This window comes from Amycolatopsis deserti, assembly GCF_014653945.1.
Classification (GTDB): Bacteria; Actinomycetota; Actinomycetes; order Mycobacteriales; family Pseudonocardiaceae; genus Amycolatopsis_E; species Amycolatopsis_E deserti.
In genome coordinates, this window is the sequence record NZ_BNAU01000009.1 from 114,687 (window position 1) to 136,884 (window position 22,198).

The window sequence follows — 22,198 nt, forward strand, 5'->3', positions numbered from 1 at the left end:
CAGCCTTGACGCCGCTTCTCGGCAACCGAACACTGAAAGATCGGGTTCGGGAGGGGCAGATCCGGGCGTAGCGAAGCGAAGCCGGTGCAGTTCAGATACGCGCGTAGCGCCCACCACCCAACTAATCCGATCGAGTGAAAACCCGCCCACTTCGTACTCACCGCCCCCTCAGCGCGACTTAGGAGCAGGTGACGGCGCCGCACACGACAGGGGCCTCGCGGCGCCGCCACCGTGACTGGGGTCAAGCCAAGAGGGGGCGTTCATGCCTGTCGACCTGTCCACCACGCTGTCCTGGAGATCCGCCACCGGCGAAGCGGCCATGATGCTCGACGAGCTGCAGCCGAACATCCTGAAGGCGCACGTCCGGGACCGCCTCACCGTGCTGTTCCTCGGCTTCGGCGACGCCGCCGAAGCACGCACCTTCCTGCGAGGCCTGAGCGGGCTGATGAAGTCCGCCAAGGCGCACCTCGCGGAAGTCGAGGCGCACAAGCGCACCAAGGCCGCCGGCACGCCGTACCTGGGCGTCGGCCTGAGCGCGCACGGCTACGCCACGCTGGGCGTCACCGCGCCGGCCGATCCGTCGTTCGCCGCGGGCGCCAAGGCCGCCGTCGGGAAGCTCGCCGACCCGGCCGTCACCGAGTGGGAGCGCCACTACCAGCAGACGATCGACGCCGTGGTCCTCATCGGCGACGCCACCGCGGGACCGGTCCGGACCCTGCGCCGCCAGGTCGAGGAGCTGCGCCCGGCGTCGGTCACCATCGTCGGCGAGGAGTCCGGCCTCGGCATGGCCAACGCCAACGGCGACGGCATCGAGCACTTCGGCTACGTCGACGGGCGCAGCCAGCCGCTGTTCCTCACCGAGGACGTCGACGTCGAGCGGGACACCACCGACGGCGTCAACGACTGGGACCCGTCCGCGCCGTTGGAGCAGATCCTCGTGCCCGACGCGGCCGCGCCGGACCCCACCGTCCACTTCGGAAGCTACTTCGTGTTCCGCAAGCTGGAGCAGAACGTCCGGCTGTTCAAGGAGGCCGAGCGCGACCTGGCGCACGACCTCGGGCTGCGTGGCGAGGACCGGGAGCGGGCCGGCGCGATGCTGGTCGGCCGCTTCGAGGACGGCACCCCGCTGACCGTGCAGAGCGCACCGGGCTCGCACCACCCGGTGGGCAACGACTTCAGCTACGACAGCGACAAACTGGGCCAGAAGTGCCCGTTCCACGCGCACATCCGCAAGACCAACCCGCGCGGCTCCGGCGGGGCGGAGGCGCCGGAGGAGGAGCGCAGGCACCTGATGGCCCGCCGCGGCCAGACCTACGGCCGCCGCCACGACGACCCGAACGCCGACCTGCCGCCGCGGCTGCGGCCCACCAAGGACATCGGGCTGCTGTTCATGGCCTTCAACTCGAGCCTGGGCAACCAGTTCGAGTTCACGCAGCAGACCTGGGCGAACAACCCGGGATTCCCGTTCCCGCCGGACGGTTCCCGGCCCGGTCTGGATCCGGTCATCGGGCAGGGCGCCCGGGAACCGCAGAAATACCCGCCGGAATGGGGTCACAACAACGTGATCGAGGCCGCCGATCCGATTCCGCGGGCGGTCACCATGAAGGGCGGCGAATATTTCTTCATGCCATCGCTGGCCTTCCTGCGAAGCCTGTGAGGAAAATTCCGACAGTCCGCCGGGTACGCGCCCGGCGGGCTGTTCTCATGATCAGTGTTCACAAGGCGCGCGGGAGCGGGTATGACTGATGCGTGGACAGGCATGAGCGGTTGAACACGCTGCTCGAAATGATCGGCCAGCAGGGCCGGGTCGAGGTGGATCAGGCGGCGGCGAAGCTGAACGTCTCCCCCGCCACGATCCGGCGCGACCTCGATCATTTGGCAGGCCGCCAATTGCTCACCAGAGCCCGGGGCGGCGCCGTGGCCGGCAACGTCGCCTACAACCTCCCGGGCCGCAACCACGCCGACCGGCACACGGTGGAAAAACGCCGAATAGCCGAGGCCGCGGCGCGGCTGGTGAATCGCGGAATGGTGATCGGGTTCAACGGGGGCAGCACCACGACCGAGGTGAGCCGCGCGGTCGCGGCCCGTCCGGAGTTCAACGACCGCGGCAGTTCGCCGGCGCTGACCGTGGTGACGAACGCGGTGAACATCGCGCACGAGCTGACCGTGCGGCAGAGCATCCGGCTGGTCAGCACCGGCGGGGTGGCGCGGCCGCAGTCGTTCGAGCTGACCGGGCACCTGGCCGGGATGGTGCTCGAGGAGGTCAGCCTCGACCTGGTGTTCATCGGGGTGGACGCGGTCGACCCGCTGCGCGGCGCCTTCGCCCACCACGAGGCCGAGGCGGCGATCAACAAGCTGCTCGTGCACCGCGCCAAGAAGGTCGTGGTGGTCGCCGACAGCTCGAAGCTCGGCGGCTACGCGTTCGCCCGCATCTGCCCGACGCTCGACGTCGACCTGCTGATCACCGATTCGGCGGCGGAGCCGGACCTGGTGTCGGCCTTCGAACTGGAAGGCGTGCGGGTCACGCTCGTCTGACCTCAGCCCACCCGGGGCAGGCCCTCCGGCGCGCCCCGCTCGATCAGCCGCAGCAGCGCGTCGGTGTCCAGGCGTTCCTCGACCGCGTCGGCGAGCCGGTCCAGCATCGACTCACGCAGGGACGCGAACCCGGGCGCCCCCGCCGCCGGTGACCAGGACACCCCGGCCTGCGCCGCCGCCTCGGCGAGCCACGCCCGGCGGAAGCCGTCGTTGTCCAGGGTGCCGTGCCAGGTCGTGCCCCACACCGAACCGCGCCGCCAGCCGTCCAGGAACGGCTCGGCGTCCCCGTCCGGGGCCAGTGTCGCGCTGCCGTGGTGGATCTCGTAGGCCGCCACCTCGTGACCGCGCCACCGCGCGACCGGCCGCCCGAGCACCTTGTCCGCGCTGAACGACACCCGCGTCGGCAGCAACCCGAGCCCCGGCACGGTCCCGGCGCCGGACTCGACGTCGTCCACAATGGTCTCCGCGAGCATCTGGTAACCGCCGCAGATCCCCAGCACCGGCTGCCCGGCGGCGGCTCGCGCGGCCAGCGCCGGCTCCAGCCCACGCTCCCGCAGCCACCGCAGATCGCCCACCGTCGCGCGGGTGCCGGGCAGCACGACCAGGTCCGCGGCCCGCACCGTGTCCGGGTCCGCGGTCAGCGTGACCGTGACCCCCGGCTCGGCGGCGAGGGCGTCCACGTCGGTCGCGTTCGACGCGCGCGGGAACCGGACGACGGCGACCTTCAGCCCACCAGTGGCCTGCTGCTCGTGCCGCCAGCCCGCGACGGCGAGCGCGTCCTCGGAGTCGATCCACACCCCGTCCAGCCAGGGCAGCACACCCAGCACCGGCCGGTGGGTCAGCTCCGCGATGCGGTCCAGACCCGGGCGCAGCAGCGCCTCGTCGCCGCGGAACTTGTTCACCACCCACCCGGCGAGCAGCGCCTGGTCCGCGGGCTCCAGCAGCGCGACCGTCCCGTACATCGCGGCCAGCACACCGCCCCGGTCGATGTCGCCGACGACCACCACCGGCAGCCCGAACCGCCGGGCCAGCCCCATGTTGACGTAGTCGCCCTGCCGCAGGTTGATCTCGGCCGGGCTGCCCGCGCCCTCGCACACCACGACGTCGAACCGGGTGCGCAGCTCGTCGAAGGTGTCGAAGGCGATGCGTGCCAGCTCGCGGCGGCCGGTGGCGAACTCGCCCGCCTCCAGCGTGCCGAACGGCTTGCCCAGCGCGATGACGTGGCTGCGCCGGTCGCTGCCCGGTTTGAGCAGCACCGGGTTCATCGCGGCCTCCGGCTCGACCCCGGCGGCGACCGCCTGCAGCCACTGCGCGCGGCCGATCTCCGCGCCGTCGGAGCAGACCATCGAGTTGTTGGACATGTTCTGCGCCTTGAACGGCGCCACCCGCAGCCCGCGGCGCGCCAGCCAGCGGCAGATCCCGGCGGTGACCAGGCTCTTCCCGGCGTCCGACGTGGTGCCGGCGATCAGCAGGCCCCTCATCACGCCACCACCGCGGCCAGGGCCAGCGCGGCCAGCCCGACCGCGCGCGACAACCGCACCGCCCGGCGCAGATCGGCCACCCCGGGCGCGGGCCCGTCGCCGAGCGTGCCGCGGTCCTCGGGCCGGCCGCCGTAGCTGTTCACCCCACCGAGCCGCACGTCGAGCGCACCCGCGAAGGCCGCCTCGATCTGCCCGGCGTTCGGGCTCGGGTGCTGTCCGGCATCCCGTCGCCACACCCGCAGCGACCGCCCCGGACGGCCGCCCACGACGCGCGCGCAGAGAGCCGTGATCAGCGCCCCGGCGCGGGCGGGCAGCAGGTTGGCGAGGTCGTCCCCACGGGCGGCGGCCCAGCCGAACCGCTCGAAGCGCGGCGTCCGGTGCCCGACCATCGCGTCGAGCGTGTTGAGCGCCCGGTACCCGAGCAGCCCCGGCACCCCGGCGACCGCACCCCACAGCAGGGGCGCGACGACGGCGTCGCTGGTGTTCTCGGCGATCGACTCGGTGGCGGCCCTGGCCAGGCCCTTGTCGTCCAGGACGGAGGCGTCGCGCCCGCACAGGTGGCCCAGCCGCTGCCGCGCGGCGGGCAGGTCACCGGACTCCAGCCGCACGGCCATCGCCTCGCCCTCGTGCGCCAGGCCCCGGCCGCCCAGGACGGTCCAGGTCGCCAGCGCGGTCACCGCGACCCGCGCGGCCGGGCGCCGGCGCGTGGCGGCCTGGGCGAGCACCCCCAGCCCGGCGGCGGCGCCGACGCAGGTGGCGGCGTACGCGGCGCCGCGTGTCCGCGAATCGGCCCAGACCCGCTGTTCCAGGGCCTTCGCGGCACGCCCGAACAGCGCGACCGGATGGCCGCGCCGTGGATCACCGAGCGCCGCGTCCAGCGCGTAACCGGTCACGAGACCGAGCGCGGTCAACGATCTTGCATACACCACACACGGGACGGTAGCCCGTGCACGAGAATGCCGGTATGACCAAGCTGACCCAGCGGCTGGCCGCCTCACTGGAGGCCGCCGCCCGGCTGCTCCGCCGGTACGGGGACGACGAGGCGAAGGTGCTGATCCTGGGCGGGGTCCGCTCGGGCAAGTCACGCCACGCCGAGCGTCTGATGGCCCGCCATCCCGAAGTCGTCTACGTCGCGCCGGGCCCGGTGCCCAGCGGCGACGATCCCGAATGGGCGGCGCGGATCGCGCTGCACCAGGCCCGCAGACCGGCGAACTGGCGCACGGTCGAGACCGGCGACCTCGCCACGACCGTCCGCAAGGCGTCGCGGCCGCTGCTGATCGACTGCCTGGGCACCTGGGTCACGCGCGTGCTCGGCGACGTCGGCGCGTGGGAGGCGAAGCAGGGCTGGGAGCTGCGGCTGGACGAGCGCATGGAGGAGTTCCTCGACGCCTGGCGGGTCGCGCACGTGCCGATCGTGGCGGTGACCAACGAGGTCGGCATGGGTGTGGTGCCCGCGACAGCCTCCGGGCGGCTGTTCCGTGATGTGCTGGGGGCGCTCAACGACCGCGTCGCGGCCCAGGCGGACAGCGTCCAGCTGGTGGTCGCGGGGCGCGTCCTGCACCTCGGCGAAAGGGCTCTGCTGTGACCGGATTCGACATCCCGGCGCCCGACGCGGCCGCGCACGCCGCCGCGCTGGAGCGGCTGGACGCGCTGGTCAAACCGGTCGGTGCGCTGGGGCGGCTGGAGGAGCTGGCCGCGTGGCTGTGCGCCGCGTCCGGCCAGGTCCCGCCGCCGCCGATCGAACGGCCGCGGGTGGTCGTGTTCGCCGGGGACCACGGGGTGAGCCGGCTGTCGGCGTACCCGCGCGAGGTGACCGCGGCGATGGTGCGCGTGTTCCTGGTCGGCAAGAGCGGGGTGAACGTGCTGGCCCGCGAGGTCGGCGCGGGAGTCCGGGTACTGGACATCGCGGTCGACGACGACCTGTCCGACGTGCCCCCGGAAGTGCGCGCGTGGAAGATCCGGCGCGGCTCGGGGTCGATCGAGGCCGAGGACGCGCTGGCGCCGGGCGAGGCGCGCCGGGCCTTCGAGGCCGGTCGCCACGCCGCCGACGCCGAGGTGGACGACGGTGCGGACCTGCTCATCCCGGGCGACATGGGCATCGGCAACACGACGGTGGCGGCGGCCCTGGTCGCCGCGGCGCTCGGGGTGCCCGCCGAGGAGGTCGTCGGCACCGGGACGGGCGTGGACGAGGCCGGCCGGGCGCGGAAGGTCGCGGTGGTGCGCGCCGCGGTCGAGCGGGCGGGTGCGCAGGTGTCGGACCCGTTCGAGCTGCTGACGGCACTGGGCAGCGCCTGCGCCGCCGCGACGGCCGGGTTCCTGGTGCAGGGCGCCGTGCGCGGGGTGCCGGTGCTGCTGGACGGCGTGTTCTCCGGTGCGGCGGCGGTGGTGGCGGCGGAGATCGCGCCGGAGGCGTCGCGGTGGTGGCTGGCCGGGCACCGGTCCACCGAGCCGTCGCAAGCGTTCGCGCTCAAGGCGCTCGGGCTGACGCCGATCCTGGACCTCGGCCTGCGGCTCGGTGAGGGCAGCGGGGCCGTCCAGGCGATCCCCACGCTGCGCGCGGCGCGGGCGATCATCGCGGACATGGGTCTGCTGGCCGACCTTGCCTGAGCGGGTTTCCGACGCGCTGCGGATGGCGCTGGGCACCCTGACCGCGCTCCCGGTGCCCGCGCCACGCGTGATCGACCGGCGGGTGGCGGCCGGGGCGATGCTGCTGGCGCCCCTGGCCGCCGTGCCGCTCGCGGTCCTGGCCGGGCTGGTCGTCCTGGCCGGGGACGCCCTCGGACTCCCCGCGCTGGCCGTGGCCGGACTGGCGGTCGGCGCGGTGGGTCTCGCCAGCCGGGGCCTGCACCTCGACGGCCTGGCCGACACCGCCGACGGTCTCGGCGCCTCCTTCGACCGCACCCGCGCCCTGGAGATCATGCGCCGCGGCGACTCCGGGCCCACCGGGGTCGCCACGCTGGTTCTCGTGTTGATCATCCAATGTGGAGCCCTCGGCGGGGCGATCTCCGCCGGGCACGGGGTCACCGCCGCGGTGACGGGCACGCTGGTGAGCCGCTGGGTGCTGGCCCTCTGCTGCACACGTGGCGTGCCCTCGGCCCGCCCGGACGGCCTCGGCGCCACCGTGGCCGGGAGCATCCGTCCGCCGTGGACAGCCGCGACCCTCTGCGCCGCCGCCGGGCTCGCCACCCTCGCGCCCGGCCTGGAGTGGTGGCGCGGCCCGCTCGCGGTGGCGGCCGCCTTCGCCGCTGCCGGGCTCGTGCTGTGGCGTTGCACCGCCCGGCTGGGCGGCATCACCGGGGACGTGCTCGGCGCCTGCGTGGAGATTGCCGCCGCCACTAGCTGGCTAGCGCTCGCGCCGTGAGCTGAGCGCGAGGAGCAGCGAAGCCGCCGTCAGCACCACCCCGAACCAGACGACGCTCGTGACCCCCAGGTTGTCCGCGAACAGCCCGCCGAACAACGCCCCGAGCGCGATGGACGTGTTGTACGCCATGGTGTTGAGCGACATGGCGGCCTCGAACGTCTCCGGCGCGGCCGCGAGCGTCATGTTCACCTGGCACAGCTGGACCACGCCGAACGACAGTCCCCACAGGACCATCGCGACGATCGCACCCACCGCCGTGCCGCCGATGGTGAGCAGCAACAGCATGGACACCACGAGTCCCGCGCAGCCGACGAGGAAACTGCCCCGCAGGCTCCGGTTCACGGTGTGCCCGGCGGCGAAGTTCCCGATCGCCCCCGCGACGCCGAAGACCATCAGGACCGCGGTGATGAACACCGGCGGCGCGGACGCGTGGTCCTCCAGGAACGGCCGGACGAACGTGTACGCCCCGAAGTGGCCGAGCACGAAGAGCACGACGGTGAACAGCACCCGGCGCAGCGGCACGTTGCGCAGCGGGAGCGCGAAGACCTCCCGCACCGGCACCGCGTTCGCCGACGGCAGCGCGGGCACGAGGGTGGCGACCGCGACGAACACCAGCACGCTCAGCCCGGCCCAGATGAGGAACGTGGTGCGCCAGTCGGTGAGGCTCTCCACGACCGTCCCCAGGGGAATCCCGGCGACCGTCGCGATGGAGATGCCGGACATGACGACCGCGGCCGCCCGGCTCGCGTGGCGTTCCGGCACGATGCGCATCGCCATGCTCACGCCGATGGCCCAGAACACGCCGCTGGCGAAGCCCATCACCAGCCGCGTGGCGAGGATCAGCGGGTAGTTCGGCGACACGGACGTGACCAGGTTTCCCAGTGCCAGCACCGCGAGCAACGCGGACAGCAGGACGCGCCGGTCGATCCGCCGCGTCCACGCGACGAGGAACGGCACCCCCAGCCCGGCCGACACGCCCTGCAGGGTGACCATCAGCCCGGCGACACCCACCGTGACGCCGAGGCTCGTGCTCAGCGGCGTGAGCAGGCCGACCGGCATCAGCTCGGTGGTGAGGAAGACGAACAGACTGGCGGTGATCGCCGCGACGCCGGACCACGCTCTCAGCGCCGACGCCGGGCGGACTTCCTGTGTGACCATGCCAAGAAGCCTTCCGGACCTCGATCAATGAGTCCAACGCATGTTTGTCATTCCATCGATCACCCAGCATGATTGATCCATGGAGTTGCAGCAGATGCGCTACGTCGTCGCGGTGGCGGAGACGAACAGCTTCACCCGCGCCGCCGAGCTGTGTCTGGTCGTCCAGTCCGCCCTCAGCCAGCAGATCGCCCGCCTGGAACGGGAACTGGGCGCCCGGCTCTTCGAACGCACCAGCCGCCGGGTACGGCTGACCCCGGCCGGCGCGGCGTTCCTCGCCACGGCCCGCCAGTGCCTGCAGGCCGCCGATCGCGCGGTCGCCGAAGTCGCCGCGGCCGTGGGCGAGGTCCGCGGACGACTCGCGGTCGGCTTGATCTCCACCGTCGCCGCAGTCGACATCCCGGGCGCGCTGCGGGAGTTCCACCAAGTGCACCCGTCCGTGCGCATCAGCCTGCGCGGGACCGCCAGCGAGGAGCTCGTCGAGCAGGTCCGCGAGGGCACGATCGATGTCGCCTTCCTGGGGTTGCCCACCACGGCGCGCCCGGAGGGTGTCCACGCGCGCGAACTCGCCCACGACCGGCACGTCGCGGTGGTCGCTCCGGACCACCCCCTCGCCGGTGAACGGGCGGTCGGCCTGCGCCGGCTCGCCGCGGAGACGTTCGTGGACCTGCCGGCCGGGACGGCGGGCCGAATGCAGACCGACCAGGCGTTCGCGGCGGCCGGCCTGGACCGCGATGTCGCCTTCGAGGTGACCAATGCCGACCTCCTGGCGCGGATGGTCCGGGAGGGCCTCGGCGCGGCGATGCTGCCGTCGGCCTACGTGCCGCAGCTCACCGGCGTGGTCACCATCGAGGTCACCGACGCACCGGCCCGCGTCGAGTACGTCATCTGGAGCCGGTCCGGTCCCACGCCCGCGGCGGCCGCTTTCCTCGCCCTCCTCGGGATTCCGGCGAGTTAGCGCACGCGCCGTAGCGCGTCGAGGAATCCGTCGGTCACCGCCGGGTCGCGGACGGCGATGCGGAGCCAGTCGCCGTCCAGGCCGGGGAAAGTGTCTCCCCGGCGGACCGCGTAGCCGGCCTCCCGCAGCCGCAGGCGCAACGCGGCCGCGCCGGGGATCCGGACCAGCACGAACGGGCCCCGCGGCTCTCCCGCCACCTCGACGCCCAGCGACCGCAGCCCGCTGACCAGGTACTCCCGGTCCTGCTCCGCCCGCACCGCCAGCTTGTCGGCCTCGTCCAAGGCGGACGGCCGGCTGCAGGCCACCACCGCGCGCGCGGCCAGCGTGGACACCGACCACGGCGGCTGCACGGCTCTCAATGCGTCCACAACGGACGGTTCGGCCAGCACGTATCCGGCGCGCAGGCCGGCGATCCCCCACGTCTTGGTCAGGCTGCGGATCACCACGACGCCCGGAAGCTGTTCCCCGGCCAGGCTTTCCGGCTCACCTGGCACCGCGTCCAGGAAAGCCTCGTCCACCACCAGGATCCGGCCCGGCCGCACCAGCGAACGCAACCCCGCCGCCGGGTGCAGCACGGAAGTCGGGTTGGTGGGGTTGCCGACGAACACCAGATCCGCGTCCGCGGGCACCGACGCGAGAACGAAACCGTCCGAAGCGGACAGTACGACGCGGTCCACCTCATGCCCCGCCGCACGCAACGCCGCCTCCGGCTCGGTGAACTGGGGATGCACGACCACCGGGTGCCGCGGCCGCAACGCCGTGGCCAGCAAGGTGAACGCCTCGGCCGCGCCCGCGGTGACCAGCACGTCCGATACCGCCCGGCCGTGCCGCTCGGCGACCGCCTCGGCAGCCGCCCGCGCGTCGGGATACGCGGCCAGGTCGTCCAGCGCCGCGGCCAGTTCCGCGCGCAACCACGCCGGTGGCGCCGGCAGCCGCACGTTCACCGCCAGGTCCACCAGGCCGTCGCCGACCTCGCGATCCCCGTGGTGGTGCAGGTCGTAGTCACTCATGCGCGTGCACCGCCGCCGCGAACCGCCGCGCCAGCGCGGGGTGCCCGGCCCAGTGGACGTGCAGGTAGGACGCGTGCAGCGTGGGCGAGGCGAAACCCTCCGCGGTGCCGTCCCACTCCCACGCCGGCACCGCTCCCGCGCGGGGTGTCACCACCGTCCGGTGGAACTCGTGCCCGGTCACGCGCTGCCCGGCCGCCGCCAGCAGGTGGTCCACCGGCGCGGAAGCGGTCCGGTATCCCAGCGCGCCCCGCTTGGTCATCACCGCCGTCGCGTCCAGCGCCCCGACCATCGGCAGCCCGTCCAGCTCCCGGCACAGGTACAGCAACCCGGCGCACTCGGCCACCACCGGCATCCCGCGCCGGATCGCCGCGGCCAGCTCCTCGCGCAGCGGCACGTTCGCCGACAGGTCCTCGACGTGCACCTCCGGGAACCCGCCCCCGAAGTACAACCCGGCGCACCCATCGGGCAACGCCTTGTCGTGCAACGGATCCAGGTCCACGACGTCCACACCGGACGCCGCCAGCAGCTCCACCGTCTCGGTGTACCGGAACGTGAACGCGGGGCCCGCGGCCGCCGCCACCACCCGCCGCGGCCCCGAGTACGACCCGACCGGCTCCCAGGCGGGCGCGCTCAACGCCGGAGCCGACCGCGCCACCCGCACGATCGCCTCCAGGTCCACTCCGTCGGACACCCACGCGGCCAGCTTCGGCAGCAGCTCCCGCGACTCGGCGTCGCGCTCGGCCGTCGGCACCAGCCCGAGGTGACGGCTCGGCGCGTGGATGTCGTCGCTGCGCCGCAACGCGCCCAGCACGGGAATCCCGGTGCGCACCAGGGCCGCCCGGATCTCCTCCTCGTGCCGCGGCGACCCCAGCTTGTTGAGGATCACCCCCGCGATCTGCACGCCGGGCTCGAACTGCGCGAACCCGAGCACCATCGCCGCGACGCTGCGGCTCGCCGCCGAGGCGTCCACCACGAGCACCACCGGCGCGCCCAGCAGCCGCGCGACGTGCGCGGTCGAGGCGTAGCCCTCGGTGCCGAGCTGCCCGTCGAACAGGCCCATCACGCCCTCGATCACCGCGATGTCCGCCCCGTCGGATCCGTGCCGCAGCAACGGCGCCAGCAGGGATTCGCCCTGCAGGAACGGATCCAGGTTGCGTGGCGGCCGCCCGGTGGCGAGCGAGTGGTAGCTGGGATCGATGAAATCCGGCCCGACCTTGTGCCCGGACACCGTCAGTCCACGCGCCCGCAACGCGGCCATCAGCCCGGTCGCGATCGTCGTCTTGCCGTGCCCGGACGCGGGCGCGGCGATGACGACGCGGTTCACCATTCGATGCCCCGCTGGCCCTTTTGCCCGGCGTCCATCGGGTGCTTGACCTTCGTCATGTGGGTGACCAGGTCCGCCGCCTCGATCAGCTCGTCCGGCGCGTTGCGGCCGGTGATCACGACGTGCTGGCGGCCCGGCCGGTCCCGCAGCGCGGCGACCACCTCGGCGGTGTCGATCCAGCCCCAGTGCAACGGGTAGGTGAACTCGTCCAGCACGTAGAAGTCGTGGCGCTCCTCGGCGAGACGGCGCTTGATCTCCGCCCAGCCCTCGCGCGCGTTGGCGGCGTGGTCCTCATCGGACCCCGGCTTGCGCGACCAGCTCCAGCCCTCGCCCATCTTGTGCCACTCGACGGGCCCGCCCTGACCGCTGCTCTCGTGCAGGGCGCCCAGCGCGCGGAACGCGTTCTCCTCGCCCACCTTCCACTTCGCCGACTTGACGAACTGGAACACGCCGATCGACCAGCCCTGGTTCCACGCGCGCAGCGCCATCCCGAACGCGGCGGTCGACTTGCCCTTCATCTCGCCGGTGTGCACGGCGAGCAGCGGCCGGTTGCGGCGCTGGCGGGTGGTGAGCCCGTCGTCGGGCACGACCAGCGGTTTTCCCTGCGGCATCAGGCAGCCCTCCTGCGCACCTCGGTGGCCAGCGTGTCGGCGGCGACCTCGCCCAGCGGCACGTGCTCGCCGCCCAGCCGCGCAGCCAGTTCCGCGGCGAGACCCAGCCGCATGCGCCCGGCCTCGCAGTCCATCACCACGGACGCGATCCCAGCGCCTGCGAGCATCTCGGCGGCCCGCTGCGACCGCGCGACGGCGTCCGGGCCGCTGGTGGCGCGACCGTCGGTGACCACGACCAGCAGCGGACGGCGGCGTGGATCGCGCACCGCCTCGACCCGCAGCACCCGCGCGGCCTCCAGCAGCCCTTCCGCCAGCGGCGTGCGACCACCGGTGGGCAGCGCCTCCAGCCGCGCGGCGGCGGCCTCGACGCTGACGGTCGGCGGCAGCGCCAGGTCCGCGGTACCGGCGCGGAACGTCACCAGCCCGACCTTGTCCCGCCGCTGGTAGGCGTCCAGCAGCAGCGACAGAACGGCGGCCTTCACCTCGCGCATCCGGGCCCGGGCGCCCATCGAGCCGGACGCGTCGACGCAGAACAGCACGAGGTTGCCCTCGCGGCCCTCGCGCAGCGCGAACCGCAGGTCGCTGGGCCGCAGCACCAGGCCGGCGCCGTCGCGGCCGCGGGTTTTCTGGTGCGGCGCGGCTGCCCGCACGGTCGCGACCAGGTGCGGCCGCCCCGCACGCGTGCCCGGCGGGCGGACGCCGATGGTCCGCCCGGCGTCGGTCACCGCGCGGGACCGCTTGCCGTGCGCCCCCTCGCCGAGACCGGCGACGCTGAACATCCTGGCCCGGTAAGGCTTTCCGGCTCCGACGGACTGCTGTTCTCCCCCACCGCCGCCGGGTTCGCCGCCGCTGTCGTTCTGCTGCCCCTGCGGGGTTTCGGCTGGGGCGTCCGAACCCGAGCCGGGGCCGTCGTCGTCCGGCGGGCCCGGGTCCTCGGGCGGTTCGGCGTCGCGCAGGGCCTGCTCCAGCTGCTCCTCGTCGATGCCCGGCGCGTCGAACGGGTTGCGGCGGCGCCGGTGCGGCAACGCGAGCCGCGCCGCCACGCGGATGTCCTCTGTGGACACCTCGGTGCGCCCGCTCCACGCGGCGTGGGCGACCGCGGTGCGGGCGGTGACGATGTCCGCGCGCATCCCGTCCACCTCGAACGCCGCGCACACCTCGGCGATCTGCCGCAGCGCGTCGTCGGTCAGCTCGACCGACGGCAGGAGCTTCTGCGCCGCCGCGATCTCGGCGGCGAGCTGGGCGTCGTCGTCGGCGTAGCGGGCGGCGAAGGAGTCCGGATCGGCTTCGTAGGCCAGCCGGCGGCGGACCACCTCGGCGCGCTGCTCCGGATCACGGCTCGCGGCCACCTCGACGGTGAGCCCGAACCGGTCGAGCAGCTGCGGCCGCAGCTCGCCCTCCTCCGGGTTCATGGTGCCGATCAGCACGAACCGCGCCGCGTGCGACACCGACACACCCTCGCGCTCGACCGTCGCCCGGCCCATCGCCGCCGCGTCGAGCAGCGTGTCGACCAGGTGGTCGTGCAGCAGGTTGACCTCGTCGACGTAGAGCAGGCCGCGGTGCGCGGCGGCGAGCAGGCCGGGCTGGAAGTCGGTGACGCCCTCGGTGAGCGCGCGTTCCAGGTTGAGCGAGCCGATCACGCGGTCCTCGGCCGCGCCGACCGGCAGCTCGACCAGCCGGGCGGGACGGCGCACCGCGGCACCGTCGTGCGGCGCGTCCGGGCAGTTCGGGTCGGGTGCGGCGGGGTCGCAGGAGAACCGGCAGCCCTCGACGACGTCGACCTCGGGCAGCAGGCTGGCCAGCGCACGCACCATCGTCGACTTCGCGGTGCCCTTCTCGCCGCGCACCAGCACGCCGCCGATGGCCGGGGAGATCGCCGAGAGCACCAGCCCGAGCCGGAGGTCCGGCATCCCGACGACGGCGGTGAACGGGTACGGCCTCAAGCGAACTCCTTCGCCACGCGCGGGTGTCCTCGCCCGCCTGAACAGGGCACGCGCTCGGAGCGCGTAACGGCCGCCGAAGCTCTGGCTCCCGGCCGGGTGGGCCGGTCACAGTGGCGGGACCGCCCCGGATTCACACCGGGTTCCTCGCGCGACCGTCTCCAGGATCATCGCATACGGTCTCCCCCCGTGAGGATCGTCGTTGTGGGTGTACCGGCCGACGGGTGGGCCGGGCTGACCGAGCCCGCGCGTGCCGAGATCATGGCGGCCGAGGTGCTGTTCGGCGGCCGCCGCCAGCTCGACCTGGTGCCGGTGGACGCGGACAAGGTGGCCTGGCCGAGCCCGCTGCTGCCCGCACTCGACGGCCTGTTCGCCGAGCACGCCGGCCGCCGGATCTGCGTGCTGGCCAGCGGCGATCCGCTGCTGTCCGGCATCGGGACGACGCTGGTCAGGCGGTTCGGCGCGGAGAACGTGCGGATCGTGCCCGCGGTGTCGTCGGTGGCGCTGGCGCGGGCGCGGATGGGCTGGTCCGCGGAGGAGACCGAGGTGGTCAGCGTCGTCGGGCGCAGCGTGCACCGGGTGAGCCGCGCGCTCGCGCCGGGGGCGCGGCTGGTGGTGCTCAGCTCCGACGGGGACACGCCGGCGAAGCTGGCTTCGGTGCTGGTGGCAAGGGGTTACGGCGAGAGCAAGCTCACGGTGCTGGAGCAGCTCGGCGGTCCGGCCGAACGCCGCGTCGAGGGCTTCGCGCGAGACTGGTCACACCCGGTGGGTGATCCGTTGAACGTCGTGGCGGTCGAGTGCGCGGGGCCGGCGTTGCCGACGCTGCCCGGGCTGCCGGACGAGGCCTTCGAACACGACGGGCAGATCACCAAGCGCGACCTGCGGGCGTCCGCGCTGGCCCGGCTCGCGCCGGTGGCCGGTGAACTGCTGTGGGACGTGGGCGCCGGGGCGGGCAGCGTCGGGATCGAGTGGTCGCGCGCGCACCCGGCGAACCGCGCGATCGCGGTCGAGCGCAGTCCCGAGCGGGCCGAGCGGATCCAGCGCAACGCGGACCGGCTGGGCGTGCCCGAACTGCGGGTGGTGACGGGTGCCGCGCCGGAGGTGCTGGCGGACCTGCCCACGCCGGACGCGGTGTTCGTCGGCGGCGGGCTGGCGTCGCTGGACGTGTGCCTGGACGCGCTGCGGCCCGGCGGGCGGCTCGTGGCGCACGCGGTGACGCTGGAATCGGAACAGGTCCTGGCCAACGCGTACCAGCGGCACGGCGGCGAGCTGATCCGGATCGCCGTCGAACACGCCGCCCCGCTCGGCGGATTCACCGGCTGGACCCCGGCCCGGACCGTGACCCAATGGAGTTTCCTGAAATGACCGTGTTCTTCATCGGCGCCGGACCCGGCGCGGCGGACCTCATCACCGTGCGCGGGCGTGACCTGCTGGCGCGCTGCGGCGTGTGCCTTTACCCCGGCAGCCTGACCCCGCCCGACCTGCTCGCCCACTGCCCGGCGGACGCGCGGCGGATCGACACCGCGGACCTGTCGCTGGACCAGATCGTCGGCGAGCTGGTCGCGGCGGACCGCGCGGGCCACGACGTGGCGCGGCTGTGCTCGGGCGACCCGTCGATCTACAGCGCGGTGGCCGAGCAGATGCGCCGCCTCGACGCGGCGGGCGTGGCCTACCAGGTGGTGCCCGGGGTGCCGGCGTTCGCCGCGGCGGCCGCGGAACTGGGGCGCGAACTGACGGTGCCGACGATCGGCCAGAGCCTGGTCATCACGCGCGTCCAGGCCCGCTCGACGGCCATGCCGGCGGGCGAGACGCTGGCGAACTTCGCCGCGACCGGCACGACGCTGGCCGTGCACCTGGCGATCAACCGGATCGAGCAGGTGGTCGAGGAGCTGCTGCCGCACTACGGCGGCGACTGCCCGGTGGCGGTGGTGCACTGCGCGAGCCAGCCGGGGCAGCGGATCCTGCGCGGGGTGCTGTCCGGAATCTCGCCGCAGGTGCGCGCAGCGGGAATCGACCGCGCGGCGGTGATCTTCGTGGGCCGCGTCCTGGCGGCGGAGAAGTTCCCGGACAGCTACCTGTACTCGGCGGCGCGGGACCGGTCGGAGAAGATCAGACCCCGCTGACCCCCACGACGTTCCCGGCGCGGTCGACCACCAGCACATCCACCGCGACCGGCGCCGGAGCCAGCACCGACGCCGCGAACGTACGCGCCCGATCGGCCACCGCCGCGCCGATCGGGAAACCCGCCTCCTGCGACAGCTGCAACGCGTGCAGCGCCGTGTTCGCGTCCAGGATCCGCGCCGCCAGCGGCTCGGGCGCCAGCGAGGCCAGCAGTGCCAGGTCCACCTGCGACCGCTTCGAGTGCAGGTCCAGGTGCCCGGCCGCGAGCTTCGACATCTTCGCGAACCCGCCCGCGATCGTCAGGCGCGGCACCGGGTGGCGCTTGACGTACTTCAGCACCGCCCCCGCGAAGTCGCCCATGTCCAGCAGCGCCGTCTCCGGCAGCCCGTACCGCTCCGCGACCACCCGCTCCGACGTGCTGCCCGTCGCCCCGGCCAGATGCGTGTGCCCCAGCGCCCGGGCCACATCGACCCCGCGCCGGATGCTGTCGATCCACGCCGAGCACGAATACGGCACCACCACCCCCGTCGTGCCGAGGATCGACAGCCCGCCGATGATCCCCAGCCGCGGGTTCCACGTCTGCCGCGCCAGCTCCTCGCCCTCCGGCACGGAGATCTCCACCACGACGTCACCGGGGTCGCCGAAGGCAGCCGCGACGCGCCGCACCGCCTCGGTCATCAGCCGCCGCGGCACCGGGTTGATCGCCGGCTCGCCCACCGGAAGCGGCAGCCCCGGCAGGGTCACCGTGCCGACGCCGGCCCCGGCGCGGAACGTCACCCCGCTGCCCGGCTCGCCCCGGCGGACCGTCGACAGGATCAGCGCGCCGTGCGTCACGTCCGGGTCGTCGCCCGCGTCCTTGATCACCCCGGCCGTGGCCGAGTCCACGTCCAGGCGCTCGGTGGCCAGCGCGAACGCCGGGCGCCGCCCCTGCGGCAGCTCCACCTCGACCGGGTCCGGGAACTCGCCGGTGAGCAGCGCGGTGTACGCGGCCGTGGTGGCCGCGGTCGCACACGCTCCGGTGGTCCACCCGTACCTCATCACCAGGCAGTATGGCTGGCGTGACGCAAGTACTCGTGCTCGGAGGCACCGGTGAGGCCCGCGCGCTGGCCGCCGGGCTCGTCGACCGCGGCGTCGCGGTCACGTCGTCGCTGGCCGGACGCGTCGCCAACCCGCGCCTGCCGGTCGGCGAAGTGCGCGTCGGCGGCTTCGGCGGACCGGACGGCCTCGCGCGGTGGCTGACCGAGCACGGCACCGCCGCCGTGGTGGACGCCACACATCCGTTCGCCGAGCGGATCGGCGCCTCCGCGGTGGCAGCCACCAGCAAGACGAACGTCCCCCTGCTGCGCCTGCAACGCCCCGGCTGGCAGCAGGGCCCTGGCGACGACTGGCACTGGGTCGACACCCTGGACGAGGCCACCGCGGTGGCCGAAACCCTCGGCGAGCGGATCTTCCTCACCAGCGGCCGCCAGGGCCTGTCCGCCTTCGCGCGCTGCACGCGGCCGTACTTCCTGGCCCGCTGCGTCGACCCGCCGGAACCGCCGCTGCCGCCGCGCCTGGAGGTCCTGCTCGACCGCGGCCCCTACACCGTGGAGGGCGAGACCGCGCTGCTGCGCGAGCACCGCATCGACGTGCTGGTCACCAAGGACAGCGGCGGCGCCATGACCACCGCGAAGCTCGTCGCGGCCCGTCAGGAGGGCGTGCCGGTGGTCGTCGTGCGGCGCCCGCCGCGTCCGCCCGCGCACACCGTCGCGGACGTGGCCGCCGCCCTGGAGTGGGTGTCGGCGATCCTGGACGCATGATCGAGGAGTTCTACGAGGTCCTGCGGCGACGGCGGGACGTGCGGGCGGAGTTCACCGGCGAGCCCATCGACGACGACGTCCTGGCCCGCATCCTGGAGGCCGCGCACTCCGCGCCCAGCGTCGGCCTCACCCAGCCGTGGGATTTCGTGCTCGTCGAGAGCACCCGGACGCGCACCGCGTTCCGCGACCACGTGCTCGCCGAGCGCGAGGTGTTCGCCGCGTCGCTGCCGCCGGAGCGCCGCGAGACGTTCGCCCCGATCAAGATCGAAGGCATCCTGTCCTCGAGCCTCGGCGTGGTCGTGACCTACGACGAAAGCCGCGGCGCACCGGACGTGCTCGGCCGCCACGCGATCGCCGACGCCGGCCTGTACTCGGTGTGCCTGGCGATCCAGAACCTCTGGCTGGCCGCCACCGCCGAGGGACTCGGCGTCGGCTGGGTCAGCTTCTACCGCGAAGATTTCCTGCGCGACCTGCTCGGCATCCCGGCGAACGTCCGGCCGGTCGCCTGGCTCTGCCTCGGCCCGGTGAGCGAACTCCAGGACATTCCGGACCTGGAGCGGCACGGCTGGCGCCGGCGCCGCCCGCTGTCGGCGGCGACGCACCGTGAGCGGTTCCGAACACCCCCATCCCGAAGCGAGCGCGAGGAAGCATCGCGATAGCGTTCTCCCAATGTGGATGGCCAGCAGGACACCTACTGTCGCACCGGATGAGGTGACCGACCCGGACCAGCCGGGCGCGTCGGAGGGCACCTCACCCGAGCGACCTCGCACGTTCTTGTGGCGGCTGCTCGCCGTCGTACTGGGTCTGTTCGCCGCCGCCTGCGCGGTGGCCTACCCGTTGATGCCGGTCGTCCAGGACACGGCGAAGATCGTGTGGCCGGCGGGCAGCGACACCCGCCCGGTGAACGCCCCGCTCGTCGGCTACTGGGCGCAGGACCTGCAGGTGGCCCTGCCGTGCGCGACGATCCAGTCGCTCGACGGCCGCACCGCCGGCGCGGGGCTGCTGTTCTCCACCGTGCCGCCGGCCCGCGCGGGCAACGGCGCCGGGATGCAGCTGAACGTCCAGGACGGCGTGCTCACCGCCACCAGCCGCGGCCAGCAGGTCGCGCGCCAGCCGCTGCCCGCCACCGGGTGCGACGTGCGGGTGAGCTCGACCGCGACGCACACCACGCTGTCGGTGGCCGGCACCCCGGTCTACGACTCCGGCGGTGACGTCCGGCCGCGCGTGCTGGGCATCTACACCGACATCTCCGCGGCCCGGGACCCGATCGCGGGCCTGTCGGTCGGCATCACCCCGGACACCCGCTACCAGTCGTCCCCCACCGGGCTGAAGGTCGGCATCGGCGTGTTCGCCCTGCTGTCGCTGATCGGCTGCCTGATCGCGGTCAACCGGCTGGACTCGGGCACCGCGCGCCGCGCGCCGCGGTGGGCGCCGATCGGCTGGTGGAAGCTCACCAAGCGGGACGTGACCGTCTTCGGCGTGCTCGGCGCGTGGGTGTTCATCGGGCCGGTCACCTCCGACGACGGCTACATCCTGACCATGGCCAGAGTCGCCGACCAGGTCGGCTACCTGACCAACTACCACCGCTGGTTCGGCGTCGCGGAGGCGCCGTTCGGGTGGAACGACCACATCTACGAGCTGATGGCGACGGTGTCCACGGTGCCGCCGTGGATCCGGCTGCCGTCGTTCCTGCTCGGCGTGCTGAGCTGGCTGCTGATCTCCCGTGAGGTGCTGCCGCGGCTGGGCAAGGAGGTCCGGATCAGCCCGGCGGCGGGCTGGGCCGCGGCCGTGGTGTTCCTGGTGTGGTGGCTGCCGTTCAACAACGGTGTCCGCCCCGAGCCGTGGGCCGCGCTGGGCTCGCTGATCGCGCTGTGCGCGGTGGAGCGCGCGCTGGTCACGCGGCGCCTGCTGCCGCTGTGCCTCGGCCTGATCGGGGCCGCGTTCGCGCTGGCCGCGACGCCGACCGCGCTGATCGCGGTGGCGCCGTTCCTGGTCGCCGCGAAGCCGCTGTTCCACCTGCTGCGCAGCCGCGCCCGCGACTCCGGGTGGCTCGCGGTGCTGGCGCCGATCGCGGCGGCCGGGTTCATCGTGCTGGTCGTGGTCTTCGCCGACCAGACGTTCTCCACGGTGATGGAGGCGACCCGCCTGCGCGGCTCGGTCGGCCCCAACAAGTCCTGGTACGAGGAGCTCTCGCGTTACGAGCTGCTGTTCGAAAACAGCGCGGACGGCGCGCTGACCCGCCGGTTCCCGGTGCTGCTGCTGATCCTGTGCACCGGCACCTGCCTGGTGGTGCTGCTGCGCCGCGGCCGCATCCAGGGCGCGGCACTGGGCCCGGCCCGGCGGCTGATCGGCACCGTGGCGCTGTTCTTCCTGCTGCTGGCCCTGACCCCGACCAAGTGGACGCACCACTTCGGCGCGTTCGCCGGCGTCGGGGCGGCGATGGCGGCGCTGACCGCGCTGGCGACGAGTTCGACGGTGCTGCGTTCGCGGCGCAACCGCGCGGCGTTCACCGCCGGGTTGCTGGTGGTGTCCGCGCTGGCCGCCACGGGCCCGAACGCGTACTGGTTCGTGTCCAGCCTCGGCGTGCCGTGGTGGGACAAGGCGCCCTCGATCAAGGGCTGGCACCTGTCCACCGCGCTGCTGGCGGCCGCGGCGGTGGCGGCGGTGTTCGCGTTCGTGGAGAACGTGCGCATGCAGCGCCCGGGCGCGCCGCCGCCGGTGCAGGAGCGGCGCGGGCGCGCGCTGCGGCTGGGCGCGACGTCGCTGGTCGTGGTGTGCGGCGCGGTCGTGGTGTTCGAGGTCGCCAGCATGGCGAAGTCGATCCAGAAGCAGATGTCGACGGGCAGCTACAGCCTCGCCGCGGCGAACGTGGACCACCTGTTCGGCAAGAGCTGCAACCTGTCCGACCACGTGATGGTCGAGCAGGACCCGGTGTCCAGCATGCTCAAGCCGGTGTCCGCGGTGACCGTGCCGGCGGAGACGCCCGCGCAGGAGAACTCGACGCTGCCGCGTCCGGAAGACGAGGGCAACGAGAAGACCTCGGCTGGCTTCCACACCAACGGCAACGGTGACGACGACCCGCTGAACGCGCCGCCGCACGGCTTCACCACGGCGACCGTGCCGATGTGGAGCAGCTACCACGAGGGCTCGGCGACCGGCCGGCTGCGCACCGACTGGTACGCGCTGCCGGACCAGCACGCCGGCGCGCAGGTGACGATCGCCGCCGCGGCGCCCCCGGGCAAGGCGACGAGCGTGGCGCTGGAGTTCGGCAAGGACACCCCGGCCGGGGTCGAGGTGGTCAAGTCGACGACCGTGCTGGCGCCCAACGTCGGCACCGGCGCGACGACGGACGAGACGAAGTGGGCCGACGAGCGGCTCGACATCGGCGACCTGCCCGCGGACGTCAACCGGGTGCGCGTGGTGGCCAAGGACGACGACATCACCGGCGACGGGTGGGTCGCGGTGAGCGCCCCGCGTGTGCCGACGTTCACCACGCTCACGCAGCGGGTCGGCAGCGCGCCGGTGTACATGGACTGGCCCGCGGCGTTCGTGTACCCGTGCATGAACCCGGTCGCCTCGCACGACGGCATCTCGCAGATCCCGGCGTACCGCATCACCGCGGGCGACCTGGCCGCGGAGGCCGGGGTGGCGGACAACATCGGCGGCGGGCCGAACGGGTGGATCGAGGAGCTGGCCGACCAGCCCGAGGTGCCGAGCTACCTGGAGGGCGACCAGTCCGGCCGCTCGTGGGGACGCCTGCTGCAGATCGAGCCCTTCACCGACGGCGTGGCGCCCCAGGTCGAACACGGCACGGAGACGATGTGGGGCTGGCAGAGCCCCGGCCCCGGCCCACAGCAACCAAACGGATCCACACCGACGCGGTGACGAGAAGGCCCCTCCAGC

19 protein-coding genes and 1 riboswitch are annotated in these 22,198 nt (G+C 73.7%); of the genes, 11 read left to right on the forward strand and 8 right to left on the reverse strand.

All coding sequences use genetic code 11. From position 1 onward, the window contains the following. Positions 1-262 precede the first annotated feature (262 nt). Positions 263-1,657, forward strand: a complete 1,395-nt coding sequence (locus IE290_RS31480) for a Dyp-type peroxidase (protein ID WP_191248364.1) — start codon at positions 263-265, stop codon at positions 1,655-1,657. Between the two features lie 92 nt (positions 1,658-1,749). Beyond that, positions 1,750-2,535: a DeoR/GlpR family DNA-binding transcription regulator gene (locus IE290_RS31485; RefSeq protein ID WP_191248365.1), complete on the forward strand. Its 786-nt coding sequence runs from the start codon at positions 1,750-1,752 to the stop codon at positions 2,533-2,535. A gap of 2 nt (positions 2,536-2,537) precedes the next feature. Here IE290_RS31485 and IE290_RS31490 read toward each other — a convergent pair whose 3' ends face one another. Further along, positions 2,538-4,016, reverse strand: coding sequence for a cobyric acid synthase (locus tag IE290_RS31490; RefSeq protein WP_191248366.1), 1,479 nt, complete (start codon positions 4,014-4,016; stop codon positions 2,538-2,540). Next, the gene (locus tag IE290_RS31495; RefSeq protein WP_191248367.1) at positions 4,016-4,945 is read right to left on the reverse strand and encodes a cobalamin biosynthesis protein; all 930 of its coding nucleotides are present in this window, start codon (positions 4,943-4,945) and stop codon (positions 4,016-4,018) included. Before IE290_RS31495 ends, IE290_RS31490 begins: the two co-directional genes overlap by 1 nt. 35 nt (positions 4,946-4,980) lie before the next feature. On the opposite strand from IE290_RS31495, the gene cobU reads away from it, so the two are divergent. From cobU to IE290_RS31510, 3 genes are read left to right on the forward strand one after another with little or no spacing between them, the layout of a single operon-like run. Next, positions 4,981-5,601 carry a bifunctional adenosylcobinamide kinase/adenosylcobinamide-phosphate guanylyltransferase gene (gene cobU / locus IE290_RS31500; RefSeq protein WP_191248368.1) on the forward strand — a complete coding sequence of 207 codons (621 nt, stop codon included), beginning with the start codon at positions 4,981-4,983 and terminating at the stop codon, positions 5,599-5,601. Beyond that, a complete protein-coding gene (gene cobT / locus IE290_RS31505) occupies positions 5,598-6,623 on the forward strand; it encodes a nicotinate-nucleotide--dimethylbenzimidazole phosphoribosyltransferase (RefSeq protein WP_191248369.1) in 1,026 nt (341 codons plus the stop codon). The genes cobU and cobT overlap by 4 nt, the downstream gene beginning before the upstream one ends. Positions 6,624-6,645: 22 nt before the next feature. Continuing rightward, positions 6,646-7,377: an adenosylcobinamide-GDP ribazoletransferase gene (locus IE290_RS31510; RefSeq protein WP_191248530.1), complete on the forward strand. Its 732-nt coding sequence runs from the start codon at positions 6,646-6,648 to the stop codon at positions 7,375-7,377. Here the strand turns inward: IE290_RS31510 and IE290_RS31515 are convergent. Then, complete coding sequence (locus IE290_RS31515) at positions 7,360-8,535, reverse strand: MFS transporter (RefSeq protein WP_191248370.1); 1,176 nt, start codon at positions 8,533-8,535, stop codon at positions 7,360-7,362. The genes IE290_RS31510 and IE290_RS31515 overlap by 18 nt on opposite strands. 79 nt (positions 8,536-8,614) lie before the next feature. Between IE290_RS31515 and IE290_RS31520 the strand changes: the two genes are divergently transcribed. Continuing rightward, positions 8,615-9,490: a LysR family transcriptional regulator gene (locus tag IE290_RS31520; RefSeq protein WP_191248371.1), complete on the forward strand. Its 876-nt coding sequence runs from the start codon at positions 8,615-8,617 to the stop codon at positions 9,488-9,490. Here the strand turns inward: IE290_RS31520 and cobC are convergent. The 4 genes from cobC to IE290_RS31540 are packed head-to-tail and all read right to left on the reverse strand — an operon-like array spanning position 9,487 to position 14,378. Then, positions 9,487-10,500 (reverse strand): Rv2231c family histidinol phosphate aminotransferase CobC, encoded by a 1,014-nt coding sequence (gene cobC, locus IE290_RS31525; protein ID WP_191248372.1) that lies wholly within the window; start codon positions 10,498-10,500, stop codon positions 9,487-9,489. The two genes, IE290_RS31520 and cobC, sit on opposite strands and share 4 nt — an antisense overlap. Then, on the reverse strand, positions 10,493-11,827 hold the full coding sequence (locus IE290_RS31530; protein WP_191248373.1) for a cobyrinic acid a,c-diamide synthase CobB: 1,335 nt from the start codon (positions 11,825-11,827) through the stop codon (positions 10,493-10,495). The genes cobC and IE290_RS31530 overlap by 8 nt, the downstream gene beginning before the upstream one ends. Beyond that, a complete protein-coding gene (cobO, locus tag IE290_RS31535) occupies positions 11,821-12,435 on the reverse strand; it encodes a cob(I)yrinic acid a,c-diamide adenosyltransferase (RefSeq protein ID WP_191248374.1) in 615 nt (204 codons plus the stop codon). The genes IE290_RS31530 and cobO overlap by 7 nt, the downstream gene beginning before the upstream one ends. After that, positions 12,435-14,378, reverse strand: a complete 1,944-nt coding sequence (locus IE290_RS31540) for a putative cobaltochelatase (RefSeq protein ID WP_191248375.1) — start codon at positions 14,376-14,378, stop codon at positions 12,435-12,437. Before IE290_RS31540 ends, cobO begins: the two co-directional genes overlap by 1 nt. An 83-nt stretch (positions 14,379-14,461) precedes the next feature. Continuing rightward, positions 14,462-14,522: riboswitch (cobalamin riboswitch) on the reverse strand. A gap of 57 nt (positions 14,523-14,579) precedes the next feature. Between IE290_RS31540 and cbiE the strand changes: the two genes are divergently transcribed. Then, on the forward strand, positions 14,580-15,740 hold the full coding sequence (gene cbiE / locus IE290_RS31545; protein WP_191248531.1) for a precorrin-6y C5,15-methyltransferase (decarboxylating) subunit CbiE: 1,161 nt from the start codon (positions 14,580-14,582) through the stop codon (positions 15,738-15,740). Then, entirely contained in the window at positions 15,737-16,498 is a 762-nt protein-coding gene (gene cobM / locus IE290_RS31550) for a precorrin-4 C(11)-methyltransferase (RefSeq protein ID WP_191248532.1), read from the forward strand. The genes cbiE and cobM overlap by 4 nt, the downstream gene beginning before the upstream one ends. Here cobM and IE290_RS31555 read toward each other — a convergent pair. Then, entirely contained in the window at positions 16,485-17,534 is a 1,050-nt protein-coding gene (locus IE290_RS31555) for a cobalt-precorrin-5B (C(1))-methyltransferase (protein ID WP_191248376.1), read from the reverse strand. The genes cobM and IE290_RS31555 overlap by 14 nt on opposite strands. 11 nt (positions 17,535-17,545) lie before the next feature. On the opposite strand from IE290_RS31555, the gene IE290_RS31560 reads away from it, so the two are divergent. The 3 genes from IE290_RS31560 to IE290_RS31570 are packed head-to-tail and all read left to right on the forward strand — an operon-like array spanning position 17,546 to position 22,180. Next, a complete protein-coding gene (locus IE290_RS31560; RefSeq protein ID WP_191248377.1) occupies positions 17,546-18,295 on the forward strand; it encodes a cobalt-precorrin-6A reductase in 750 nt (249 codons plus the stop codon). After that, the gene (gene bluB / locus IE290_RS31565; RefSeq protein WP_191248378.1) at positions 18,292-18,954 is read left to right on the forward strand and encodes a 5,6-dimethylbenzimidazole synthase; all 663 of its coding nucleotides are present in this window, start codon (positions 18,292-18,294) and stop codon (positions 18,952-18,954) included. The genes IE290_RS31560 and bluB overlap by 4 nt, the downstream gene beginning before the upstream one ends. 52 nt (positions 18,955-19,006) lie before the next feature. Continuing rightward, positions 19,007-22,180, forward strand: a complete 3,174-nt coding sequence (locus tag IE290_RS31570) for an arabinosyltransferase domain-containing protein (protein ID WP_191248379.1) — start codon at positions 19,007-19,009, stop codon at positions 22,178-22,180. Positions 22,181-22,198 lie beyond the last annotated feature (18 nt).